16 protein-coding genes are annotated in these 22,085 nt (G+C 66.9%); 11 read left to right on the top strand and 5 right to left on the bottom strand.

The features are described from left to right. Positions 1-118 precede the first annotated feature (118 nt). Together J9314_RS18000 and J9314_RS17995 are read left to right on the top strand one after the other, a co-directional pair. Entirely contained in the window at positions 119-1,468 is a 1,350-nt protein-coding gene (locus tag J9314_RS18000; protein ID WP_219921926.1) for an MFS transporter, read from the top strand. Positions 1,469-1,863: 395 nt separating this feature from the next. Further along, complete coding sequence (locus J9314_RS17995; RefSeq protein WP_210603661.1) at positions 1,864-2,610, top strand: 3-hydroxybutyrate dehydrogenase; 747 nt, start codon at positions 1,864-1,866, stop codon at positions 2,608-2,610. A gap of 75 nt (positions 2,611-2,685) precedes the next feature. On the opposite strand, the gene J9314_RS17990 is transcribed toward J9314_RS17995, so the two are convergent. After that, positions 2,686-3,561 (bottom strand): LysR family transcriptional regulator, encoded by an 876-nt coding sequence (locus J9314_RS17990; RefSeq protein WP_210603660.1) that lies wholly within the window; start codon positions 3,559-3,561, stop codon positions 2,686-2,688. Positions 3,562-3,700: 139 nt separating this feature from the next. Here J9314_RS17990 and mmsB point away from each other — a divergent pair, with 139 nt between their 5' ends. Together mmsB and J9314_RS17980 are read left to right on the top strand one after the other, a co-directional pair. Continuing rightward, the gene (gene mmsB / locus J9314_RS17985; RefSeq protein ID WP_210603659.1) at positions 3,701-4,606 is read left to right on the top strand and encodes a 3-hydroxyisobutyrate dehydrogenase; all 906 of its coding nucleotides are present in this window, start codon (positions 3,701-3,703) and stop codon (positions 4,604-4,606) included. Positions 4,607-4,868: 262 nt separating this feature from the next. Beyond that, positions 4,869-5,609, top strand: coding sequence for a YggS family pyridoxal phosphate-dependent enzyme (locus J9314_RS17980; RefSeq protein WP_210603658.1), 741 nt, complete (start codon positions 4,869-4,871; stop codon positions 5,607-5,609). Positions 5,610-5,726: 117 nt separating this feature from the next. Here J9314_RS17980 and J9314_RS17975 read toward each other — a convergent pair whose 3' ends face one another. Beyond that, positions 5,727-7,133, bottom strand: a complete 1,407-nt coding sequence (locus tag J9314_RS17975; RefSeq protein ID WP_210603657.1) for an alpha/beta hydrolase-fold protein — start codon at positions 7,131-7,133, stop codon at positions 5,727-5,729. A 276-nt stretch (positions 7,134-7,409) separates the two neighbouring features. Here J9314_RS17975 and J9314_RS17970 point away from each other — a divergent pair, with 276 nt between their 5' ends. The 4 genes from J9314_RS17970 (at position 7,410) to J9314_RS17955 (ending at position 12,522) form a co-directional block, all read left to right on the top strand. Continuing rightward, positions 7,410-8,441, top strand: a complete 1,032-nt coding sequence (locus tag J9314_RS17970; protein ID WP_210603656.1) for a heme/hemin ABC transporter substrate-binding protein — start codon at positions 7,410-7,412, stop codon at positions 8,439-8,441. 26 nt (positions 8,442-8,467) lie between these two features. Then, positions 8,468-9,550, top strand: coding sequence for a FecCD family ABC transporter permease (locus tag J9314_RS17965; RefSeq protein WP_246490494.1), 1,083 nt, complete (start codon positions 8,468-8,470; stop codon positions 9,548-9,550). Continuing rightward, positions 9,544-10,341, top strand: a complete 798-nt coding sequence (locus tag J9314_RS17960; RefSeq protein WP_246490493.1) for a heme ABC transporter ATP-binding protein — start codon at positions 9,544-9,546, stop codon at positions 10,339-10,341. The genes J9314_RS17965 and J9314_RS17960 overlap by 7 nt, the downstream gene beginning before the upstream one ends. A 75-nt stretch (positions 10,342-10,416) precedes the next feature. After that, positions 10,417-12,522, top strand: coding sequence for an NHL domain-containing thioredoxin family protein (locus tag J9314_RS17955; RefSeq protein WP_210603655.1), 2,106 nt, complete (start codon positions 10,417-10,419; stop codon positions 12,520-12,522). Between the two features lie 206 nt (positions 12,523-12,728). Here the strand turns inward: J9314_RS17955 and J9314_RS17950 are convergent, their stop codons facing one another. The 3 genes from J9314_RS17950 to J9314_RS17940 all read right to left on the bottom strand — a co-directional run bounded on the left by J9314_RS17950 (position 12,729) and on the right by J9314_RS17940 (position 16,452). Then, positions 12,729-13,688: a hypothetical protein gene (locus J9314_RS17950; protein WP_210603654.1), complete on the bottom strand. Its 960-nt coding sequence runs from the start codon at positions 13,686-13,688 to the stop codon at positions 12,729-12,731. Between the two features lie 64 nt (positions 13,689-13,752). Beyond that, positions 13,753-14,880 (bottom strand): ABC transporter, encoded by a 1,128-nt coding sequence (locus J9314_RS17945; RefSeq protein WP_210603653.1) that lies wholly within the window; start codon positions 14,878-14,880, stop codon positions 13,753-13,755. A 6-nt stretch (positions 14,881-14,886) separates the two neighbouring features. Next, the gene (locus tag J9314_RS17940; RefSeq protein ID WP_246490492.1) at positions 14,887-16,452 is read right to left on the bottom strand and encodes an LPXTG cell wall anchor domain-containing protein; all 1,566 of its coding nucleotides are present in this window, start codon (positions 16,450-16,452) and stop codon (positions 14,887-14,889) included. A 429-nt stretch (positions 16,453-16,881) separates the two neighbouring features. Here J9314_RS17940 and dcd point away from each other — a divergent pair, with 429 nt between their 5' ends. The 3 genes from dcd (at position 16,882) to J9314_RS17925 (ending at position 22,083) form a co-directional block, all read left to right on the top strand. Continuing rightward, positions 16,882-17,460 carry a dCTP deaminase gene (gene dcd / locus J9314_RS17935; protein WP_210603651.1) on the top strand — a complete coding sequence of 193 codons (579 nt, stop codon included), beginning with the start codon at positions 16,882-16,884 and terminating at the stop codon, positions 17,458-17,460. Next, positions 17,457-18,749: a hypothetical protein gene (locus tag J9314_RS17930; protein ID WP_246490491.1), complete on the top strand. Its 1,293-nt coding sequence runs from the start codon at positions 17,457-17,459 to the stop codon at positions 18,747-18,749. The genes dcd and J9314_RS17930 overlap by 4 nt, the downstream gene beginning before the upstream one ends. Positions 18,750-19,038: 289 nt before the next feature. After that, on the top strand, positions 19,039-22,083 hold the full coding sequence (locus J9314_RS17925) for a Na+/H+ antiporter subunit A (protein WP_210605755.1): 3,045 nt from the start codon (positions 19,039-19,041) through the stop codon (positions 22,081-22,083). Positions 22,084-22,085: the final 2 nt, after the last annotated feature.

The raw sequence follows: 22,085 nt of genomic DNA, 5'->3' as shown, positions 1-22,085 counted from the left end.
CAGGAATCGTCGGCCGCATCGAAGCGGTCCGCGATGACCAGTCCGTCGTGCCGCCGGCGCACATGCAAGTCGATTCGCGCATCAAAGGTGACGCGGATTGTGGAATCGAAGGAGTCACATGAGTTCCCAGAACAACACGGAGAGGAAGTCGATCCGCGCGAAGCTGAGCAAGGTCGTCGCCGCCTCGATGGCCGGGACGGTCGTCGAATGGTACGAGTTCTTCCTCTACGGCTCGGCAGCCACACTCGTGTTCAACCACGTCCTGTTCCCGCCCTCGGACAACCCGCTGACGCCGATCATCGCCGGTTTCGCGACGTACGCGGTCGGCTTCATCGCCCGTCCGTTCGGCGGCATCGTCTTCGGACACTTCGGCGATAAATACGGGCGAAAGAAGCTGCTGCAGCTGTCGATCATCCTCGTCGGTGCGGCCACATTCCTTATGGGCTGCCTGCCGACCTATTCGGCGATCGGCGTCTTCGCTCCGATCCTCCTCGTGCTTCTCCGCGTCGTCCAGGGCTTCGCGGTCGGCGGTGAGTGGGGCGGTGCCGTCCTGCTTGTGGCCGAGCACTCGCCGAACAAGTCGCGCGGCTTCTGGGCCTCCTGGCCGCAGTCGGGTGTTCCTCTGGGCAATCTGTTGGCCACCGCTGTGCTGTTCATTCTCACCGCGACGCTCACCGAAGAGCACTTCCTGTCCTGGGGGTGGAGGGTCGCCTTCTGGCTCTCGGCCGTCATCGTCCTCATCGGTTACTACATCCGCACCCGCGTCTCCGACGCTCCGATCTTCGACGAGGTCCAGGCCGAGGAGATCGAGGAAGGCGTCGACTACGGCATCAAGGCAGTGTTCAAGCGCTACCCGCGTGAGGTCTTCGCCGCAATGGGCCTGCGCTTCGTCGAGAACATCCACTACTACCTCGTCGTGACGTTCTCGATCACCTATCTCAGCGTCGTCGTCAAGATCGAATCCAATGAGATCCTCGGCCTCCTGCTCGGTGCGCACGCGATCCATGCGATTCTAGTGCCCTGCGTGGGGGCGTTGGCAGACAAGGTCGGTCGCAAGCTGCCCTACGGCGTCGGCATCGTCCTCACTGCGAGCTGGGGCTTCTTCGCCTTCCCGATGTTCGACACGGCGAAGCCGGGAATGATCTTCCTCGGTCTGCTGATCGGACTGATCTTCCACGCGCTGATGTACGCTGGTCAGCCGGCGATCATGGCCGAGATGTTCCCGACCCGGATGCGCAACTCCGGTGTGTCGACCGGCTATCAGGTGACCGCGATCGTCGCAGGCTCGTTCGCTCCGATCATCGCCTCTGCGCTGCTCGACAAGTTCGATTCGTCGGTGCCGATCGCCATCTACCTGCTCGTCGCTGCCGCGATCTCCCTGGTCGCGCTGCTGTTCACGCGGGAGACCAAGGGCATCGACCTGCGCTCGCTCGACCACGCGGACAAGGTCCGGCGCGGAGTCGTCTGAGCCGGTCGGACTGCGCCGGTCGGGTTGAGCTGATCGGACTGCACCGGTCGGGTTGAGCCGGTCGGACTGCACCGGTCGGGTTGAGCCGACCGCGCTGAGCCGATGACGGCGCGACGAGGCGGTGTCGGCCGATGCCGGGGCCGCCTCGTCGTCCGTCGAGGTCCTTGGTGGACGTGCACCACTGAGGCGAAATGCGCCACCGGACCCGCGCCACCGGACCTGCACCGCGCCACCGGACCCGCGCTGCCGGACCTGCACCGCGCCGCCGGACCTGCACCGCCGGACCTGCACCGCACCACCGGGGACTGCACCACTGAACCGAATCGCTGAACCGAAACCACCGAACCAAATCGCTGAACCGAAACCACCGAACCGAAGCACGAAAGGGACATCCCATGGGAGAACTCTCGAACAGGCGCGCACTTGTCACCGGCGGAGCCTCCGGGCTTGGCCGCGCCATCTGCGAGGCCTTCGCCGCGGCAGGCGCCCATGTCATCGTCGCCGACGTCGACGCAGAGTCAGCAGCTGCGGTGGCCGGTGAGATCGGCGGCGAAGCGTGGGCAGTCAACCTCGCGGACACCTCGGCGCTGGATGGGATCGACCTCGACGTCGACATCCTCGTCAACAACGCGGGCATCCAGCGGATCCACCCGATCACCGAATTCCCGCTCCAGGAATGGCGCCTGATCAACACGCTCATGCTCGAGGCGCCGTTCGTGCTCACGAAGGCCGCGCTGCCGACGATGTACGAACGTGGTTGGGGGCGCATCATCAACCTCTCCTCGGTCCACGGACTGCGCGCCTCGGCGAACAAATCCGCCTATGTCGCGGCCAAGCACGGGCTGATGGGACTGACGAAGACCACGGCGCTCGAGGCCGGACCGCACGGCGTGACCTGCAATGCGATCAATCCCGGCTATGTGCTCACGCCCCTGGTCAAGGGGCAGATCGCCGACCAGGCGAAGACGAATGGCATCAGCGAGGACGAGGTCCTCGAACAGGTCTTCCTCGGCCGCTCCGCTGTGCCGAAGCTCGCCGAACCCGAGGACGTCGCGGCGATCGCGCTCTTCCTCGCCGGTGACAATGCCGCCGTCATCAACGGCAGCGCCCACAGCATCGATGGAGGCTGGTCCGCCGCCTGACCCACCCCTCAATTGCTACCCGACGGCGGCCCAGCAACCTCGCGCCAGGTATCTGGGCCGCCGTCAGGTAGCAAATCAGAGGACTTCGAGGACGCTTCGGACTCCGGCGTTGCGCAGAGATTCGTGGCGCACCGAGGCCCAGTAGGAGACCTTCTTCGAGAACAGCTCCGGCAGCACCTGCACCAGCCGTGAATTGTCGCGGGCGAGGAAGTCCGGCAGGATCCCGATCCCCACCCCGTGCGAGGTGGCGAGCACATGCGCATGCACCGAGGTCGAACGGAAGAATCCGGTGCTGCGCGGCAGAGCATCGGCCGCCTCGTCGAGGTCATCGACCTGCAGCGAGTTCTCGATGTAGTAGATCATCCGATGATCGGCCAGATCGTCGAGCGTCCGCGGCATGGAATGCGCGGCGACATAGTCCTGCGAGGCGTAGAGCGCCAGCCGGTAGTCGCGGATGTGCTTGGCGATCGACCGCGGGGCATCCGGGCGACCGACGACGATCTCGATGTCGACGCCCGAACGGTACTGGCGGGCCCGCTGGGTGGCCGTGATGAGTTCGATCTGCAGCCCGGGATGCCGCCGCTGGAGTTCCGTGAGCGCGGGGACCGCGTATTCGAGCGCAAAGGCCTGCGGGCAGGCCAGTCGGATCGTCCCGGCCAGCGCCGAGGTCTGATGCGCGTCGATCCGCCCGAGTGCGGCCTCGATGTCCTCGGCGATCGGCAGCAGCTGACGTCCGCCGGCGCTGAGTTCCCACCCGTCGGGGGAGGCCACGAGCACCCGTTCGCCGTAGGCCTTCTCGAGCGCGGCGATGCGCCGGGACACGGTCGTGTGGTTGAGGCCGAGGCTGTGTGCGGCGGCCGTGAACTTGCCCAGGCGGGCGACCGCGAGCAGGGTGAGCAGATCCTCGGGGGCGATCTGCGGACCGGATCCGCCGGGTGCATAGGAGGCCATAGTGCTCCCATTCTATCTGCGTGCGCGCACATAACCGGTGCGCAAGAGGTAACGGCAGCCTCAGGCGTCGCGGTGTCGACTGGCGTAATGTGAGAGAGAACACTGCACACGAGCAGAACATGATGCGAGGAGGCATATTATGTCGACGATTGGATGGGTCGGACTGGGAAACATGGGCCGCCCGATGACTGCGAACCTGGTCAAGGCCGGCCACACCATCAAGGGATTCGATCTCGTAGAGATCGCCGTCAAGGAAGCCGCCGAACACGGCGTCACGCCCGTGAGTTCCATCGCCGAGGCGGTCGCCGGTGCGGACATCGTCTTCACAATGCTGCCCAAGGGTGAGCATGCCCGCGCCGTCTACCTCGAAACCGACGGCGTCCTGGCACACGCGGACACGTCCACTCTGCTCGTCGATTCCTCGACGATCGACTTCGACTCCGCTCGCGCTCTGCACGCCGAGGCGGCCAAGGCCGGGTTCCGCTTCGTCGACGGGCCGGTGTCCGGCGGCATCAGCGGCGCCGAGGCGGGCACCCTGACCTTCATGCTCGGCGGGACCGAGGCCGATGTCGCCGAGGCGAAGACATTCATCGAGCCGATGGCCGGAAACATCTTCCACGCCGGCGGCGAAGCTGCAGGTCAGGCCGCCAAGATCGTCAACAACATGATGCTCTCGATCAGCCTGCAGGGCGTCGTCGAAGGCGCCGTGCTTGCCGAGCGCCTCGGCCTGGATGCGACGACCATCTACGACATCGCGAAGGTCTCATCGGGTGACTCCTGGCCGCTGCGCACCTGGTACCCGGTTCCCGGAGTGACCGAGACCTCCGCGGCGAACAATGCCTTCAAGCCCGGGTTCGCCACGGCGCTCATGCACAAGGACGTCGGACTCGCCCTCGCCGGTGCCGAGACCGCGGGCATCGACCTTCCGGCCGCGAAGCTCGTCCACGAGCAGCTGCAAAAGCTCGTCGATGCCGGTCTCGAAGGCCTCGACACCTCGGCGCTGATCAAGAACATCGACCCGAAGGCCAAAGGCCTGCCGGAGTAGGTCACAAGGTCGGGTTGCCGCTGGCCCGGGCCGCTGAACCGGCCGAGACGGCACCCCAGGTGGCCCCGCGAGCACCGAGGCAACACCGAGTTGCGGACGATCCGTGCGGAGAAATCGAGATGATTTCAACACGGATCGTCCGCAACTCGTCGCTGCGCGTCTCTCGCCACGCCCGCCACCCCACCACCCGTGCCCCTCCAGCTACGGCCGCGCCGGTCCCACCCGACCTGAAACTTGCCGCGGCTCGTGGAAGACTGGAGGCATGAGTACGCCTGATTCTCCTTCCTCCCTCACTCCCGAAGTCATCGCCGCCATCACCGGCAACCTCGACGAGGTGGCCGACCGTGCCCGCGCCGCCGCGGAGGCGAGCGGCCGCAGTGGGGACGATGTACAGGTGCTGTTGGCGACGAAGACGCAGCCGGCGGAGAAGATCCGGGTCGCCCTCGAGCACGGGTTCACCCTCATCGGTGAGAACAAGGTCCAGGAGATCACCGGCAAAGCTGACGAGCTCGCCGACCTCAACCCCGAGACTCACCTCATCGGCCCCCTGCAGAAGAACAAGGTCAACCACACTCTGCGTCATGCACAGTGCATCCAGTCGGTCGACAACCTCGCACTCGCCGAGAAGATCAACAACCGCCTCGACGTGCTCGAGACGACCGTCGACGCCTTCGTCCAGGTCAACACCTCCCGCGAGGACTCGAAGTTCGGAGTCGCCCCCGAAGACGCCGAGGCGCTCATCACCGAGATCCGCTCACTCGACCGGATCCGGCTGCGCGGACTGATGACCATCGGCTTGCCCGGCAGCAGCGCCGACGAGATCCGTCCCAGCTACGCGGATCTGCGCGAACTCAGCCAACGACTGCGCGATGCCGATGTCCTCCCCGCCGAGGCGGTCGAACTGTCGATGGGCATGAGCAACGATTTCGAACTCGCGATCGCCGAAGGGGCGACGATGGTCCGTGTCGGATCGAGCGTCTTCGGCGCCCGCGACTATTCCTAGGCGCGCCCGCCCGCAGCGTGCACGGCGGGAAGACGCGACCGTTCCGCCCTCAGCGCGACCACCCGAGACACGTTCGCCTGAGCCGCGGCCGCGGCCGCGTCCCGACGCGCTCGCCCCTCAGCCCCGCGCGAACACCCTCCGCAGTCCCTCGATGAGCTCGCCGCGCCAGCACGCGAAGTCGTGCCCGCCTTCGTAGACCGACAACGAAGTGGCGAACCCGCGACCGTCGAGCACCTCGACCAGCCGACTGGCACGGTCGACCATGGGTCCTTCCCGCCGGCCCACGGCGAGGTGGAACTCCCGCGTACCCGCCCCCGCGCCCGGTTCGAGGAATCGCCGGGTGGTCCAATCGTCCCCGTCGATGCTCGCCAGATCCGCCGGAGTCGCGGTCCCGCCGGGACTCCACCACAGCGAAGGGGAGTGGGAGAGCACGGCATCGAAGGCACCGGGACACGTCTGAGCCATGAGCAGGGCCGAGAGCCCGCCGAGGCTCTGCCCGCCGATGATCCGACGTGCACCGGCCGGCAGCGCAGAACCCCACACGGCCGCTTCGGCTTCGATCTCGGGAACGAACTCGGCGGCGACGCTGCGCAGGAACTGATCGTTGCCGGCCAGCGTGTGCGTCCGCTCGGCCGTCGAGTAGGTGCCGATGCCGATGATGATGAGTCCGGGAAGCCCGGCCGCCTCCACAGCCCGGGCGACGCCGAGGTGGTCGAACCACTGTCTGCCGTCGAAGAGCACGAGAACTCCGGTCGCCGGTGTGCTCGGCAGAGACACCCGCACCGGGTACTTCTCGCCGTCGATCTCACGGTCGGCTGCGATCATGAGGGTCGGTTCAGCACGATCCATCCCAGGACCCTCGCCGAGGTGGGGCCCGCCTGCCTCGTCGCGAGTGCCCGTGACATTGTTGTCCGAAGCAGACACGCCCGTTACGTCGACCCCCGAGGCAGGCGCGCCCGCTCCACGCGCTCCGTCGAACAGCCACACGCTGTGATCGGGGGCGAGCGGGGCCGAGAACACCGATGAGCCCTCGCCGTCACCCCGCTGATCCGGTCGGGTGAGCGGGGGATCGGGATTGAACGGGTCGACGAGCACTGGCGGCCCAGGTCGGCCCGGGCCGCCCAACGGCGGGGCGGCCTCCTCATGAGATGGACTGAAGCCGTAGGAACAGCGCAGATCGGCGGGCAGACGCAACGTCACGCCCCAGATGCCAGTGCCCGGGACCCGGGACATGATGCCCGCAGCCTGCCGGTCCTTGTCCGTGACCCGGTTCGCCGCGAGCCGGACGCTGCGGACCTGCACATCGGTGGACCGGTAGAGGAACGTGACATCGCGCAGGTCAGGATCGTTCACGCATGGATCGACCAGCGGTGTGCCCCGCAGGGCGATCTCATCCCAGAACCGCTGTTCGCGCTCGCTTGCGCGGTCGGACTCCTCGCCTGCTCTGCCGGTTCTCTCGCCGGCACTGCCTGCCTCCGCAGTGTCAGGCTCAGAGAAGTCATCGAGGATGTCGGAGAAGCGCACGCAGTGATCCTTGCAGGTCGGAGTGGGCAACAGGCCTCGTCACCGTGTCGAGGGGCGATGCCGCCCCTGAGGAGCGGCGTCCCACCGGAAGCGAGGAATATCGCAATTCGGACAGTCGAACCGGTCGATTGGACAAGCCGAATGACAGCATTGCTAGTCTACGTGATTAGGTTAGGCTCACCAATTGGTCGGAGGGAATTCCGGCCCGCCGACCCCGAATGCCACACAGCCTCCGACCGAAGCCCCTTCGGCCACCGCACCGCCTCAAGGAGAGCAATGAGAAAAGTCCTGCCGTTCATCGGCGCCGCCTGCGCCCTGGCACTCGTCGGCTGCGGAGGCTCATCCTCCGGAGCCGCAGATGACTCCGCGTCCGACCAGGGCTCGGGCTCCGAACTCTCCGTCCCGCTCCCGGAGGGCTGGAAGCAGATCTCGGGAAAGAGCGACTTCTCCGCGATCAAGGCGGACCCGAAGCTGCCCGCCGAGGTCGAAGACGGCACCGGCACCGATGTCGAGGTCAAGGACATCGACAAGATCATCGTCGCCGGTGACGGCGTCGCCTCGACGCTGGGTGCGCTCGGCCTGGCCGACAAGATCGCGGCCGCCCCCGAGGATGCCGTCTCACCCGAAGCCGAGGACGCCCCGGAACACTTCGAGTTCAGTAAGAGCACCGGCGTCGAGGGTCTGCTGGCGATGGACGGCTCGCTGTTCATCGGCGACAACGTCAAACGGCACGGCGACGTTGCCAAGCAGTTCCGCGACGCCGGGACCGACGCGGTCGTCATGGACGACCAGCAGTCGCAGGGCGACAAGCTCAAGGCCGTCGCCTCCTATGTCGGGGCCGACGAAGCGGGCGAGGAGCTCGCGAAGACCGTCGACGACCAGCTCGCCGACGCCGCGGACACGGCGGAGGAATCAGGGACGAAGGATCTCTCGATCATCGAGGTCACGGCCACCGGCGCGGGCGGCCAGAATGCGGTCGCCGGCACCGGAACCCCCGGAAACGAGATGATCGAAACGCTCGGATACACGAGCGTGGGCGCAGAATCCAAGCTGCGCGGGTACTCCCGCGAATTCAGCAATGAGGGCATCGTCGCCTCGGCGCCGGACGTCATCGTCATGGCCGAATCGGACTACGAGAAATGGGGCGGCGAAGACGGCCTGTGGAAGGCGTTCCCGACGCTCGACCAGACTCCTGCCGGCCAGAACTCGGCGATCTTCGTCATGCCCGACGCCCAGCTGAAGTACTCGAGCCCAGAGATCGGTGTCGGTGCGCAGGCCCTCGCCGAGGCGGTCGCGCAGCTGCCGTGACAGCAAAGGTTCTCAACCAATCCCAGATGCCAGTGTCGACGCCGGCGACCGGCAGTGCTGCCGCGAAAGCGGAGAAACAGCACAGCGTCAGGAGGCTGCCGCTGCTGACCTGCGTGGTCATCGGGCTCGCGGTCCTCGCCCTGCTCATGGTCGTCTCGGCCTCGGTCGGACCGCTGCGGATCCCGCTCGGCGACGTCACCCGCATCGTCTGGGCACAGCTGGGCCTGGGCGACGGTGCCGGGCTGAGCCAGCGGGACGTCTCCGTCGTGTGGCAGCTGCGTATCCCCCGCGTCCTCATGGGCGTGCTCGTGGGAGCCGCGCTCGCGATCTCCGGGGCGGCGCTGCAGAGCCTGTTCAACAACCCTCTGGCCGATCCTGGGATCATCGGCGTCAGCGGCGGAGCCTCTGCCGGTGCCGTCGGCGTCATCGTGCTCGCCGGCGGCAGCATCACCTGGCTCCTGCCGCTGGGGGCCTTCCTCGCGGGACTGGCGGTGACCGGCCTCATCTACGTCCTCGCCCGACCCGGGCGAAACACCGGGACCTCGCGGATGCTGCTCGTCGGCATCGCGGTCGGGTCTGGGTGCCAGGCGCTGACCGGATTCTTCACCTTCATCGCCGATGACCAACAGCTCCAGACCCTGACGTTCTGGCAGATGGGATCGCTGGCGAAGGTGATCTGGCCGCAGTTCTGGGCGACCCTGCCCGTCTTCGTCGCGGGCCTCGTCATCATCCTCCTCAACGCCCGCACCCTCGATGTCCTCACCCTCGGTGAGCGCGAGGCCCAGCACCTCGGCCTCAACGTCAAACGCAGCCGACTGACCATCATCATCGCCACCGCGCTGCTCACCGGTGCGGCCGTGGCCTTCGCCGGTGCCATCGGCTTCGTCGGCCTCGTCGTCCCGCACATCGTGCGCATCGTCGTCGGCCCCGGCCATCGCGGCCTGCTGCCGATCTCGGCGATCGCCGGCGCGATCCTCATCGTCGCCGCCGACTGCGCCTCCCGCGTCGTGGCCCCGCCCTCCGAGGTTCCGATCGGACTCTTCACGGCCGCCGTCGGGGCACCCTTCTTCCTGTTCCTGGTCGTGCGGATGAGGAAGAGCTCATGGTGAGACCCGATCCCGGGACCCGACCGACTCCCGCCGAGGTGGTGGTGCGCGCCCGCGACGTCACCTTCGCCGTCGACGGCCGTGAGCTCGTCTCCGGGGTCTCCTTCGACCTGCGCGCCGGCGAGGTCGTCGCCCTCGTCGGTCCCAACGGTGCCGGCAAATCGACGATGCTCTCGCTGCTGTCCGGGGACGTGTCCCCGACGCGGGGGTCCGTGGAGATCTCCGGCGACGAGGTGGGGGAGTGGAAGCCCGGACCGCTGGCTCGTATGCGGTCGGTGATGCTCCAGCACAACAGCTCGAACTTCGCCTTCAGTGTCGAGGAAGCCGTGCACATGGGGCGTCTGCCCTGGGACGTCGATGCCGAGCGTGATGCCGTGCTCGTCGCCGAGGCGATCACTGATGCCGATCTCCGCGGCTTCGAGACCCGTGACATCACGACGCTCTCCGGCGGTGAGGCCGCACGGGTGTCCTTTGCGCGGACGAAGGTGCAGACCACCCCGATCGTGTTCCTCGACGAACCCACCGCCGCCCTCGACCTCAGGCATCAGGAATCGCTCTTGACATCGGTGCGTCAGCTGCGCGGCGACGGAGCGGCCATCGTCGTCGTCCTCCACGACCTCAACCTCGCCCTGCGGTACTCCGACCGTGTCCTCGTGTTCGGAGACGGAAGGCTCGTCGCCGACGGCGGGCCGGCCGAGGCACTGACGGAATCGCTCGTCGAGGAGGTCTACGGGCAACCCGTGCGCCGTGTGCGGCCGGAGGGAATCGACCACCCGATCCTCATCCCCGTGTGACAGCAGGGACGAGGGGCCGGTCACATCATGACACCGTCCGGGCCGCCTCGGCGATGGATCTGCGATCATTGAGGCATGAACACCAGCCCGGAAGAATCCACCGTCCCTGCTCCCGCCGCTGACCCGGCGGCTGCCTCGGCGACGGTCGCATCCTCAGCGTCGACACGCGAGGCCTCGACGCACACGGCGTCGACACGCGACGTCAAGGTCCGCGCGCCCGAACTCGTCGGGCGGCGGTGGATGAACTCCGGCGGCAAGGACCTCACCCTGGCCGACCTGCGCGGCAAGGTCGTTCTGCTCGACTTCTGGACGTTCTGCTGCATCAACTGCCTCCACGTCCTCGACGAGCTGCGCCCGCTCGAGGAGAAGTACGGGCGGGAACTCGTCATCATCGGCGTCCACTCGCCGAAGTTCGAGTTCGAACGCACCGTCGAGGCCGTCGACCAGGCCGTCGAACGCTACCAGGTCGAACACCTCGTCCTCGACGACCCGGACCTCATCACGTGGCAGGCGTACACCGCCCGCGCCTGGCCGACACTGGCCGTCATCGACCCCGAGGGCTACCTCGTGGCGACGATGTCCGGCGAAGGGCACGCCGCCGGTCTCACCGAGATCATCGAGGGCCTCATCACCGAACACTCGGCCAAGGGCACCCTCCACTCCGGTGACGGCCCCTACGTGCCGCCGCCGGCACCGGAGACCGACCTGTTCTATCCCGGGAAAGTCACGCGGCTGCCCTCGGGCAACCTCCTCGTCGCCGACTCCGGACACCACAGCCTCGTCGAATACGACGCAACAGGGCAGACCATCATCCGTCGCATCGGCACCGGTGAGCGGGGCGCGGACGACGGCGACTTCGACTCGGCGTCCTTCAGCGAACCCGGCGGCATCACGGTGCTGCCCGACGAGCTCGCCGCGAAGGTCGGCTACAGCCTCGTCGTCGCCGACACCGTCAACCACCTCCTGCGCGGCATCGACCTCGAGACCGAGACCGTGACGACCCTCGCCGGCACCGGCGAGCAGCACATGGTCGGCGCCATCGACAATGTCCGCGGCAAGCACGGTGAGCTCGGGCGATACGACGGACCCGGGCGTGATGTGAAGCTGTCCTCGCCGTGGGACGTCCTCTTCGTCCCCTCCACCGCCGAGGTGGTCGTGGCGATGGCCGGCAACCACACCATCTGGTCCTTCGACCCCGAGGACGGATCGATCCGCATCCTCTCGGGCACGATGAACGAGGGGTTGAGCGACGGAGACGCCGAGTCGGCCTGGTTCGCCCAGACCTCGGGTCTCGACCTCGACTCGGAAGGCCGGGTGCTCATCGCCGACTCCGAGACCTCCTCGATCCGGCGCCTCGACCCCGCTACCGGCGTGGTCTCCACGCTGGTGGGCGTCGGGCTCTTCGACTTCGGCTTCCGTGACGGACCGGCCGCCGAGGCACGCCTGCAGCACCCCTTGGGAGTGAGCAGCCTGCCCGACGGGTCCATCGCGATCGCCGACACCTACAACGGTGCGATCCGCCGTTACGACCCAACCACCGAGGAGGTCACAACGCTGGCCCGGGGGCTGCGCGAACCCTCGGACATCCTCGTCGTCGACGCCGCCGGGGCCGACGGTGAGGGCGAAGCCGGCACTGGCTCTGGCTCAGCATCGGGCGCGGCCCCCGGAGTCGGCGCTGCCGATGATGTTGCCTCCGCACCGGGCGCCTCAGGTGAGGCCGAACTCCTCGTCGTCGAGTCCGCCGCCCACGCGCTGACCCGGGTGAAGCTGCCCAAGGGCGCCCAGAAGGTCGACGAAGGCGCGCTGACGACGAAGCGCCCCTCGACTCAGATCGCGTCCGGGCCGGTGTCGATCAGCGTGAGCTTCACGGTTCCGGCCGGGCAGAAACTCGATGACCGCTGGGGCGATCCGACGTTCCTGCAGGTCTCGTCGACCCCGCCGGAGCTCATCGTCTCCGGCGACGGGGGAGCCGAAGGACTCGGACGCGACATCGTCATCAACCCCGACCTCGACGGCGGAGTGCTGCATGTGACCGCGCGTGCCGCCGCCTGCGACGGAGAGCCCGGGGGAGAGATCCCGCTGCACGCGGCCTGCCACCTCTACCAGCAGGACTGGGGCATCCCCGTCGATCTCGCGGACGCGGCGCCGAACGAACTCAACCTCGACCTCCGCGGCGCCTGAGTCCCTCTTCCAAAGATTGTTTGGTCGATCCGCTTCGTTCTGAACGCTCAGAACGCTGTGGAACGACCAAACAATCGAGCCAGGCTCTGATTTTTCGGACCGAGCGAGTGGAAGGGAGGGGCCTCACACGACGACCTCACCCGCCGGATACGACCTCACCCGCCGGATACGACCTCACCCGACGAGCCCGTCCGAGCTGACTCCATTCACCCGACGGAGACATCGCCGAGGCGGCGCGGTTCGAAGCTGACCTGCGAGGGCTTCACGACCACGGAGCCGCCGAGGACGAACGAGAGCTTCTCGTCGAAATCGTGTTCGGCAGCGGTGACGATGTCGCGGTAGCGGCCCTTGATCCGGACCTCCACCGTTGACGGGGTGACCTCGAGGTCGTTGCCCGACGCGGTGAGGCTGATCTGCGGCTTCCGCTCGAGAGACCAGCTGACATCGCCGATGATCTCGTTGTCCGTGTCGTAGCCGAACACGCACCCGGCCGGCATGAGCGTCTTCGATTTCACGCAGTTGTCAAGGTGGTCGGTGACCTGCTCGGTCACGGTCTCCTCGAGCTTGGCCGTCGGTTCGGGCGAGAGCTTCACGGTGTGGGAATCACCGGGGGCGGTCACCTCGGCGCGTTCGGACTTCGACTTGAGATACGTCGCATCGAACCCGACGAGGTAGCTGGCCGGGAACAGCACCGGCACCGACCCGGCGCTGACCCCATAGCCGTTGACCGTCGCCGTCGAAGACCCGGAGACGTCGAGGGTCAGGGTCGGCCACTTCTTCTGCTCGATGGCCCAACGGTCGAACAGGCCCGCGCTTGCAGGGAGCCTGACCATGGACAGATCGATCGTCTGCTCCTGTGAGGACAGGGTGTAGCTGAGGCGGACCTTCGCGTGATCGCCGTCGACGGAGACGGTCTCCGCTTTCGCCTCCCGCGGCAGATCGGGAGCTGCGGAGAGGACCTCGCTGCTCAGCGCCAGCGTCGATGCCGGAGTGGGGGAGGACAGATAGGAGAATGCGCGGTGGGCGTCGCCCTTTTCGAGCGCGCCGATATAGGCCTCTGCGGCACTGGCAGGCGTGTAGACGGTGAGGTTGAGGAGGGGAACGGCCGCGACCGTGAGCACGATGACTGTCAGAGCCGAGATCAGAAGCTTGCGCGAGGTTCGCATGGCTCTCCTGATTCGGTTGGGGACTGAGCGGGGACTGAGCAGAATTCAGTCTATCTGCCGCACATCACTCCACTGCGTAGGCGTGCAGCGCGGAAGTGTCGACCTCGACGAAGACATGCGTGCCGACCTTGACGTTGGCAAGCAGATCGGCGACGGTCGAGCCGAGCCCCGGATGGAGGATCCCGAACCCCGCCGAGGCGGCAGCCGGCGCATCGGCCGAGCCGGTGGTGCCCGCCGCACCGTCGATGTCGGTGGTGCGCGCAGCACCCGCGGTCCCGGCGAGGTCGGCGAGGTCGACGTCGAGTGCGAGCCCCATCTCGGTGTCGACCGGGGACAGCTTCGCCTGCAGGCAGGAGCCGCGATCGCGCAGTCCCGTGATGATCGCTTCGAACACCGTCGCCGAGGTGAACGCCGGGTCGTGCTCGTCCAGTGACAGCAGCGCGGCACGCCATCCGAGGGTGACGAAGACCTTCCCGTCGAGTTCGGTGCGGGCCTTCACCGCCGAATGGCCGATCGACAGCCATCCCCTGCGTGCCAGACCCGAATAGACGTTGACGCCGCTGAGCTCGGCCGGAAGCGAACCCCGGGGTTCGCTCACGATCTCCTCCAAGGAACCCAGCGCGACGAGCTGGTCCTTCTCGATGTCGGCCACCCCTGCCTCGGCGATGGTGTGATCGGTCAGCGAATTCGAGCTGAACACGACTCCGCGGCCCTCGTCGCGAACGAGTTCGGCGAAGCGATTCCGCAGTCCCGTGCGCAGGTGACCCGGCACCGAGGCGAACGGGTCGATGAAGGTCAGCCACCGGGATCCGCTCGCCCACGCCGCGGCGAGGGTGAGGCGGGCACGGTCGGCGGCCTCGAGGTCGCGCAGGCGATGTCGCAGTATCTCCGGCCGCAGACCGAACGTCGTCAATGCATCCGTCATCTGCGCCGATGCCGCCTCCCCAGATCCGGCATCGGCGTCGCGAAGATAGTGCTTCATCCAGCTGCGCACACGCAAACGACCCGACCGGTCTCCGGTCGGGACGCGTGGCGGTGGTGCGACGTGGGACAGGGCCGCCACGGACAGCACCACCTCGGTGGTGCTGTCCGGGCTGCCCATGAGTCCAAGCATTGTCCCTGCTCGCAGACGTCCGAGATCGATCTCGCGCCCAGCGAGCTGCAGCCCCGCGAGGGACAATTCATCGTTCAACGGATCTTAGAACTCCGCTGGGTCGTCGGTGGCGTTCATCCGCCGACGGGTGATGATGACGGCTGCGGCACCGACAGCGAGCAGACCGACACCGAGTGCCAGGCCGGTCATCTCGGCACCGGTGCGCGGCAGGTCACTTCCGGAGGAGTCCGAGCCGTTGCCCGCACCGTTGCTGCCGGAGCCGTTGCCGCCGTCGTCGACGGCGGTGCCGTTGGTGAGCACCGTGAAGCTTCCGCCCTGGGGCTCATCGAAACTCTCGGCCTGAGCGGTGACGTTGTAGGTGCCGAGCACGGCCTTGACCTTGGCCTGGACGCCGAAGGTCGCCTTGCCCTCGGAGTCGGCTTCCTTCGTCATCGTGTAGCGATCGACCTTGCCCTGGGCATGCTCGACCGTGATGGTGATCTTCTCACCGGGCTGGGCTCCGCTGACGCCGAGCTTGATGCCCTTGTTGAGGAAGTCCTCGGAGCTGATCTCCGTCGGATCGATGAAGAGAGACTGCTTGGCAGCTGCCGGAGCCTTCTTCTCATCGGAGCCGGGGCTGGCCGGTCCGGTCGACTCGGAGGCCTTGTCCTCGGACTTCTCGTCGGTCGTTGAGTCCTCGGACTTCTCGTCGTCGGACTTCGAGTCGTCGTCCTCGGACGCCTTCCGCTTCGTGTCGTCGGACTTGTCGGTGTCCTCGGAGTCCTTGGACGCGTCGGCGTCGTCGGTCTCGGTCGGCTTCGGAGCCTCGGACGTCGTCGGAGCCTCGGACGTCTTGTCGTCGGCGTCCTCGGCCTTGTCGGAGTCCTCGTTGTCGGCGTCCTTGGCATCGTCGGTCTTGGTCGGCTTCGGAGCCTCAGTAGTGGGCTTCTTGGCCGGGCCGGGGTTGACTCCCTTGACCGGGCTTTCGCTGGACTTGTCGTCAGACTTGTCATCCGAGTTGTCATCGGACTTGTCGTCGGTCTCGGTCGGGCTCGGAGTGTTCGACTCCGAGGGCTTCTCGGTTCCGGTCTCGGACGGCGACGGCGATTCCGATTCGGTCGCGTCGTCGCCGTTGTCGGCCGGAGCGGTGGTGGAGTCGCAGTTCTTGTCGTCGTTGTTGCCCGGAGTGTCATCGTTTCCGGGATTGTCGACGTCGGAAGCCTTGGAGACGACCTCGAAGCTGACCTTCGAGGACTTCTTCTCCGACTTGAGATCGGTGAGGTAGAGCGAGTACTTCCCGACGGGAACCTTCGCTCCCTCGGTCACGGAGAAGAAGTAGGTGCCGGACACCTCGCCCTTCTCGTCGACCGTGAGCTTCTTCTCCGGGGCGTATTCGGTGCCGTCGGTGCCGACGACCGTCACGGTGGCCTTCTCGTCCGGGGTGAATCCGGTGCCGGAGAAGCCGATTCCCTTCTTCTGGTCCGCGATGTCGTCTCGGGTCACCTGCGCCTGAGCAAGGGTGGCCTGAGGATCCGATTCGTCGGGAACAGAGGAATCCGATTCGGAGTCGTCGGATGACTGCTGCTCTTCCTGAGCGCAGACCTCCGTGGGAGAGACCGTAGCGGGGGACGATGTCTCCGCGAACGCCGGGGCGCCAGCAAGACCTGTCAATGCAACGGCTACTGCGGGGGCAAGCACAAGACGCGAGGTCTTCACAGTAATGCCTTTCGATTGTTGTCTACCCACGAAAGGCGATGGGACTCCCGGCATTCCTTGGCTTAAGAAGGGGAAGGCACCATCGTGCGCGGGTCCGTACAGCACATCACTCTAAAGCATTCACCAGTCGCTGTGGGGAGACACACGGGCAAAAACCAGGAGAATTTGGGTGAATCGTTATCGGTTTGTGACATCAATTCGGCGTGTCGCGCTGGGGCTTGCTCGTTTTCACCGTCGTCCGACGACTGTCGGGTGCTCATATTTCGGGTCGCTGAGCGCTGGTCGGACGGTTGCCGTGCCGGGCTCGGGCACAGCATCTCAAGCACGGATCCTCGAGCGCAGCATTTCGAGCGCTCCGGCACCCGAACGACTACCATCGGATACGTGACTCTCCTATCCGACCGCGACATCCGCGCCGAGCTCGACTCCGGTCGCATCGCCCTCGACCCCTACGACCCCTCGCTGATCCAGCCGGCGAGCGTCGACGTCTGCCTCGACCGCTACTTCCGTCTCTTCGACAACCACAAGTACCCGGTCATCGATCCGAGCCTCGAACAGCCTGAACTCACGCGCTTCGTCGAGGCTGCCCCGGGAGAGCCGTTCGTCCTCCACCCCGGCGAGTTCGTCCTGGCCTCGACCCATGAGCTCGTCACTCTGCCCGATGACGTCGCCGCCCGCCTCGAAGGAAAGTCCTCTCTGGGGAGGCTCGGGCTGCTCACCCACTCGACCGCCGGATTCATCGATCCGGGATTCAGCGGCCACGTGACCCTCGAGCTCTCGAACGTCGCGACCCTGCCGATCACTCTGTGGCCGGGCATGAAGATCGGGCAGCTGTGCTTCTTCCGCCTCAGCTCCTCGGCGCTCAACCCCTACGGTTCGGCAGCTACCGGCAACCGGTACCAGGGGCAGCGCGGCCCCACGGCCTCCCGATCGCACCTCAACTTCTACCGGAGGGGCATGTGATCACTCGCCGCGAACTGCGGCTCCAACGCGAAGCCGCCGAACGCGCCGCCCGCGAACAGGCCGACGGCGCGCGCTACGCCGGCCCTCACTATGCCGGACCTGACTCGGACGTCCCTGACCGAACTGGAACCGGCGCCGTCGGCTCTGGCATCGCCGACCCTGACGGTGCCGGTATTCCTGCCGACCATGGTGTCGCAGACCCCGGCCGCCCTTCCATTCCTGCCGGTCGTGACCACACCCAGCCGCCCGACGTCTCCGATTCTGCCGCGAGCAGGCGGCGGACGGGGATGCCGTCGACGGGCAGGCCCGGCTACGGCGCCCGCGGCGGATCCGCACCTGCGGAGACGGCCACCTCGGCGGATCTGCGGGGATTCCACCTCCTGCTCCTCGATGACGAAGTCGAGGTCTCGGATGTCCTCGCGCTCATCCACAACAAGCTTCCCGACCTGCAGCCGCGCCTCGACGAACACGGGCAGATGCGGCTGAGTCGGCACTCCCGGCTCAGCATCGGGGTCGACCTCGAACCTGCCGACGTCGCCGCTCTCGACGTTCCCGACTGGGCCCGGCACGCCGTCGTCATCGACTGCCCCCGCGACCGTCAGCCGACCCCGCCGCCGGATTGGCACGCCGATGCGGACGGGCTCCATGAGGCTTTCCCGGCGGGGATGCCCGACCGGGAGGAGGAGCGGATGCTCAGCCTCTTCCTGTCCATCGCCTCCCGCCTGCACACGGGGCTGCGCCTGGCCGATGAGGTCGATCTGCCGACCCGCGTGATCATTCCCGACCCCGACGCGAAGGTCGACCTCTACCTCTACTCGCCGTACTGGCTCGAACCGGCGGTGGCGCTGGAGTTCGTGCGCCGGCATGCCCCGCACGCCTTCCAGCAGGCGCTGCCCACCCCCGACGAGGATGTGCTGGCACAGGCGAGCATCGACGATCCGCTCTTCGACCCCTCGGCTCCGGTCGTCCTCGACGGCTATGCGCTGCTCGTGCCGCTCGGAGACATCGCCGAGAGCGCGGGCAGCCTCGAGATCCGTGTGATGGAGGCCGAATGGGTGCCGCCGATCATCGCCGCGCACTCGGACGCTCCGCAGATCGAGTACCACGTGCATTGGATGGACACCGAGTCCCGGCGCTACCGGCCCGACCAGAGCCGGCGGTTCCGGCGGATGCGCGGCGAAGTCGCCCGGCTGACCGATGCCATCGGGGCCGAGCTCCTCGTCGGCTGCGATGGGATCGGGCTCGATGAGAACGGCTTCCTCGTCACCAGTCGCCAGCTGCGCGAGTGAACTTCGCCGGCCGGATGAGTGAGTTTCTCAGCTCCGCGACTGAGCTCGACAGCAGTTTCGAACCGGTGACGGCTGCCTCCCTTACCTGGACGTCGCAACCTCCCGATCCGGTCGCGCCGAACGTCGCCCAACCTCGGCGTCACCCCAGGTGCGAGCCCCGTCATGACGGGCGAATCGCCCCCATATCAGACGGTTTCTGATTGGGGAAACAATGTCCGTCCGTGCAAAAATAGGTCACGGACCTTTCCCGCATTCAGGCATATGACGGAGGTGGCTGCCGGTGTTAGCCATGACAGGTGCCTTCTTCGGCGCGTCTGTCATTGCCTACCCCCTGATCCGCCTCCTCGGCCGCAACGGCTTCTTCTTCCTCGCCCTCGTTCCCCTGGCGGGACTGATCTTCAGCCTGTCGAAGATCGGCGACCTCTTCGGGCCCGTTGCCCACCCCCTTGTCGAGTCGATGGACTGGCTGCCGGCGCTGGGACTTGAGGGTGTGTTCCGTCTCGATGTCCTCTCCTGGGTGATGAGTCTGCTCGTCACCGGCGTCGGAACCCTCGTCTTCGTCTACTGCGCCCGCTACTTCCCGCCCGACGAACCGGGCCTGGCCCGCTTCGCCGGCATCTTCATGGCCTTCGCTGCGATGATGTACGGACTCGTCGTCGCCGACGAGCTCCTCATGCTCTACCTGTTCTGGGAAGGCACCACGGTCTTCTCGTACCTGCTCATCGGCCACAACCAGTCCCGGCGCCGCTCCCGTCAGGCCGCCCTGCAGGCGCTCATCGTCACCACCGCCGGCGGCCTGGCCATGCTCGTGGGCATGATCATGCTCATCACAGCCACCGGCACCGGCCGGATCTCCACGCTCATCGATCGCGCTCAGCAGGGCATGGACACCGGTCCGATCATCATCAGCGCGGTCATCCTCATCCTCATCGGCGCGATCTCGAAGTCGGCGCTAATGCCGTTCCACTTCTGGCTGCCCGGCGCCATGGCCGCGCCCACCCCGGTCAGCGCCTACCTCCACGCCGCCGCCATGGTCAAGGCCGGCATCTACCTCGTGTTGCGGCTGGCGCCCGGATACCACCACGTCCCGGGGTGGACCGAGACGCTGCTGACCCTCGGCCTGCTGACGATGTTCATCGGCGGGTGGCAGGCGCTCAAGCAGACCGACCTCAAACTTCTGTTGGCCTTCGGCACCGTCTCCCAGCTGGGCTTCCTCACCACCATGGCCTCGTTCGGGACCCCGGACATCACAAAGGCGGCCCTGGGCCTGCTCATCGCCCATGCGCTGTTCAAGTCCTGCCTGTTCCTGTGCGTGGGCATCATCGACCACCGTGCCGGCACCCGTGATCTGACGAAGCTCTCCGGCGGGTGGAAGGCCTTCCCCGTCGTCGCCGTGTGTGCGACGATCGCGGCCGCCTCGATGGCGGGACTGCCGCCGATGCTCGGCTTCGCTGCGAAGGAGGCCGCGTACTCGACGCTGCTGGCCTCCCCGGACAAGACCTCGGTCATCGCGTTCATCGGCATCATGATCGGCTCGATCCTCACGGTCGCCTACTCGGCGCGCTTCGTCTGGGGAGCGTTCTCCTCGAAGCCTGGAGTCGACGCCATCGCTCGCCGCGACGAGAAGGTCACCCTCGTCGTCGCTCCGCTCATCCTCACCGCGATGACTCTTGCCCTGGGGCCGGGGGCCGGCCTCCTCGACGGCTACTTCTCCGCGTGGACCGACTCCCTGCCGGCGGTGTCCGCCGAGGACGGGCACTACCACCTGGCACTGTGGCACGGTCTCGAACCGGCACTCGCATTCTCCGCCGTCACGATCGCCGCAGGCCTCGCGCTCTTCGTGCTGCGCCGCCCGTTCGCGAAGGTGCAGTCGACGCTGCCGTCGGGCATCGACTTCCACGAGCTCTATCGGAAGTCGATCGGCTGGATGGAGGCCCTGGCGCTGTGGGTCACCGCTCGCACCCAGCGCGGTTCGCTGCCGTTCTATCAGGCCGTGGTCTACCTCGTCCTCGTCGCCGGCGTCGGTCTGGCCGTCATCTCCAACGACACCTGGAACATCGACTTCCACCTCTCCGACACCCCGCTCGACTTCATCGTCGCGACCGTGCTCATCATCGTCGCGATCTCGGCGACGAGAGCGCGGAAGCGCTTCACCGCGGTCGTCGTCACCGGCATCTCCGGATACGCGATGGTCGCCTACTTCGCCTTCGTCGGAGCACCCGACCTCGCGCTGACGCAGGTACTCGTCGAGACCATCACGATCGTCGTCTTCGTCCTCGTCCTCCGTCGCCTGCCGGCCCGCATCGGCGAGTCCACCGGCCGCTTCACCCCGGCCTGGCGGGCGATCATCGGCGGTGCCGTGGGCATCACGATGATGCTGGTGGTCCTCATCGCCGCGGGCGTGCGCGTGTCCGATCCGGTCTCGGTCGACTTCGGTCAGCTCGCCTACGAACTCGGCCACGGCAAGAACATCGTCAACGTCACCCTCGTCGACATCCGCGCGTGGGACACGATGGGTGAGATCTCCGTGCTCGTCGCTGCGGGAACCGGGATCGCCGGCCTCATCTTCGTCCGCGGTCGCGAGGGTCACCTCCACCGCTTCGAACGGAAGAAGGACGGCACCGAGGCGGCCGGCCGGGTCCGCTTCCAGCCCGTGGCCGAAGAGGTCGCCGACATCCACAACCCCGGACGTGAGGATCTGTCGCAGAAGCGCGTGTCCTGGCTCATCGCCGGACGCACCCTGGCCCCGCGCAACCGCTCGATCATCCTCGAGGTGACCGCACGTCTGATCTTCCACGCCGTCATGGTCTTCTCCGTCTACCTCCTCTTCGCCGGTCACAACGACCCCGGCGGCGGATTCGCCGGCGGCCTCGTCGCCGGGCTCGCGCTCGTCGTGCGCTATCTGGCCGGAGGCAAGTACGAACTCGCCGAGGCGGCCCCCTTCACCCCGTCCGGGATGCTCGGCACCGGCCTGGTCACGGCGGTGCTCACCGTCATCGGCGGCTGGGTGTGGGGCGAGACCGTCTTCGACTCCGTCTACCTCGAAGGTGATCTGCCGCTGCTGGGACACCTGTCCTTCGGCACCTCGACCTTCTTCGACATCGGCGTCTACCTCATCGTCATCGGCCTCATGCTCGACATCCTCCGCTCGCTCGGCGCCGAAGTCGACCTGCACCAGGAGCGCGACGAGGCGATGCTGGCCCACCGCATCCACGACAACGTCAGCTTCTCCGAGAACATGGGCACCACGGCCGAACACCGAGCCGTGTCGGTGATCATGGATCGGGTCAACGAACTCGACGTCGACAACGGTGCGGAAGGAGGTCGACTGTGAGC

It is taken from the genome of Brevibacterium oceani (assembly GCF_017948325.1).
GTDB lineage: Bacteria > Actinomycetota > Actinomycetes > Actinomycetales > Brevibacteriaceae > Brevibacterium > Brevibacterium oceani.
This window is presented reverse-complemented; position numbering and strand designations above follow the sequence as displayed.

What these genes read in the sequence shown, in the direction of transcription:
- J9314_RS18000 (WP_219921926.1), top strand. Translation starts at nt 119, where the DNA reads ATGAGTTCCCAGAACAACACGGAGAGGAAGTCGATCCGCGCGAAGCTG.
- J9314_RS17995 (WP_210603661.1), top strand. Translation starts at nt 1,864, where the DNA reads ATGGGAGAACTCTCGAACAGGCGCGCACTTGTCACCGGCGGAGCCTCC.
- J9314_RS17990 (WP_210603660.1), bottom strand. Translation starts at nt 3,561, where the DNA reads ATGGCCTCCTATGCACCCGGCGGATCCGGTCCGCAGATCGCCCCCGAG.
- mmsB (WP_210603659.1), top strand. Translation starts at nt 3,701, where the DNA reads ATGTCGACGATTGGATGGGTCGGACTGGGAAACATGGGCCGCCCGATG.
- J9314_RS17980 (WP_210603658.1), top strand. Translation starts at nt 4,869, where the DNA reads ATGAGTACGCCTGATTCTCCTTCCTCCCTCACTCCCGAAGTCATCGCC.
- J9314_RS17970 (WP_210603656.1), top strand. Translation starts at nt 7,410, where the DNA reads ATGAGAAAAGTCCTGCCGTTCATCGGCGCCGCCTGCGCCCTGGCACTC.
- J9314_RS17965 (WP_246490494.1), top strand. Translation starts at nt 8,468, where the DNA reads ATGCCAGTGTCGACGCCGGCGACCGGCAGTGCTGCCGCGAAAGCGGAG.
- J9314_RS17960 (WP_246490493.1), top strand. Translation starts at nt 9,544, where the DNA reads ATGGTGAGACCCGATCCCGGGACCCGACCGACTCCCGCCGAGGTGGTG.
- J9314_RS17955 (WP_210603655.1), top strand. Translation starts at nt 10,417, where the DNA reads ATGAACACCAGCCCGGAAGAATCCACCGTCCCTGCTCCCGCCGCTGAC.
- J9314_RS17950 (WP_210603654.1), bottom strand. Translation starts at nt 13,688, where the DNA reads ATGCGAACCTCGCGCAAGCTTCTGATCTCGGCTCTGACAGTCATCGTG.
- J9314_RS17925 (WP_210605755.1), top strand. Translation starts at nt 19,039, where the DNA reads ATGACAGGTGCCTTCTTCGGCGCGTCTGTCATTGCCTACCCCCTGATC.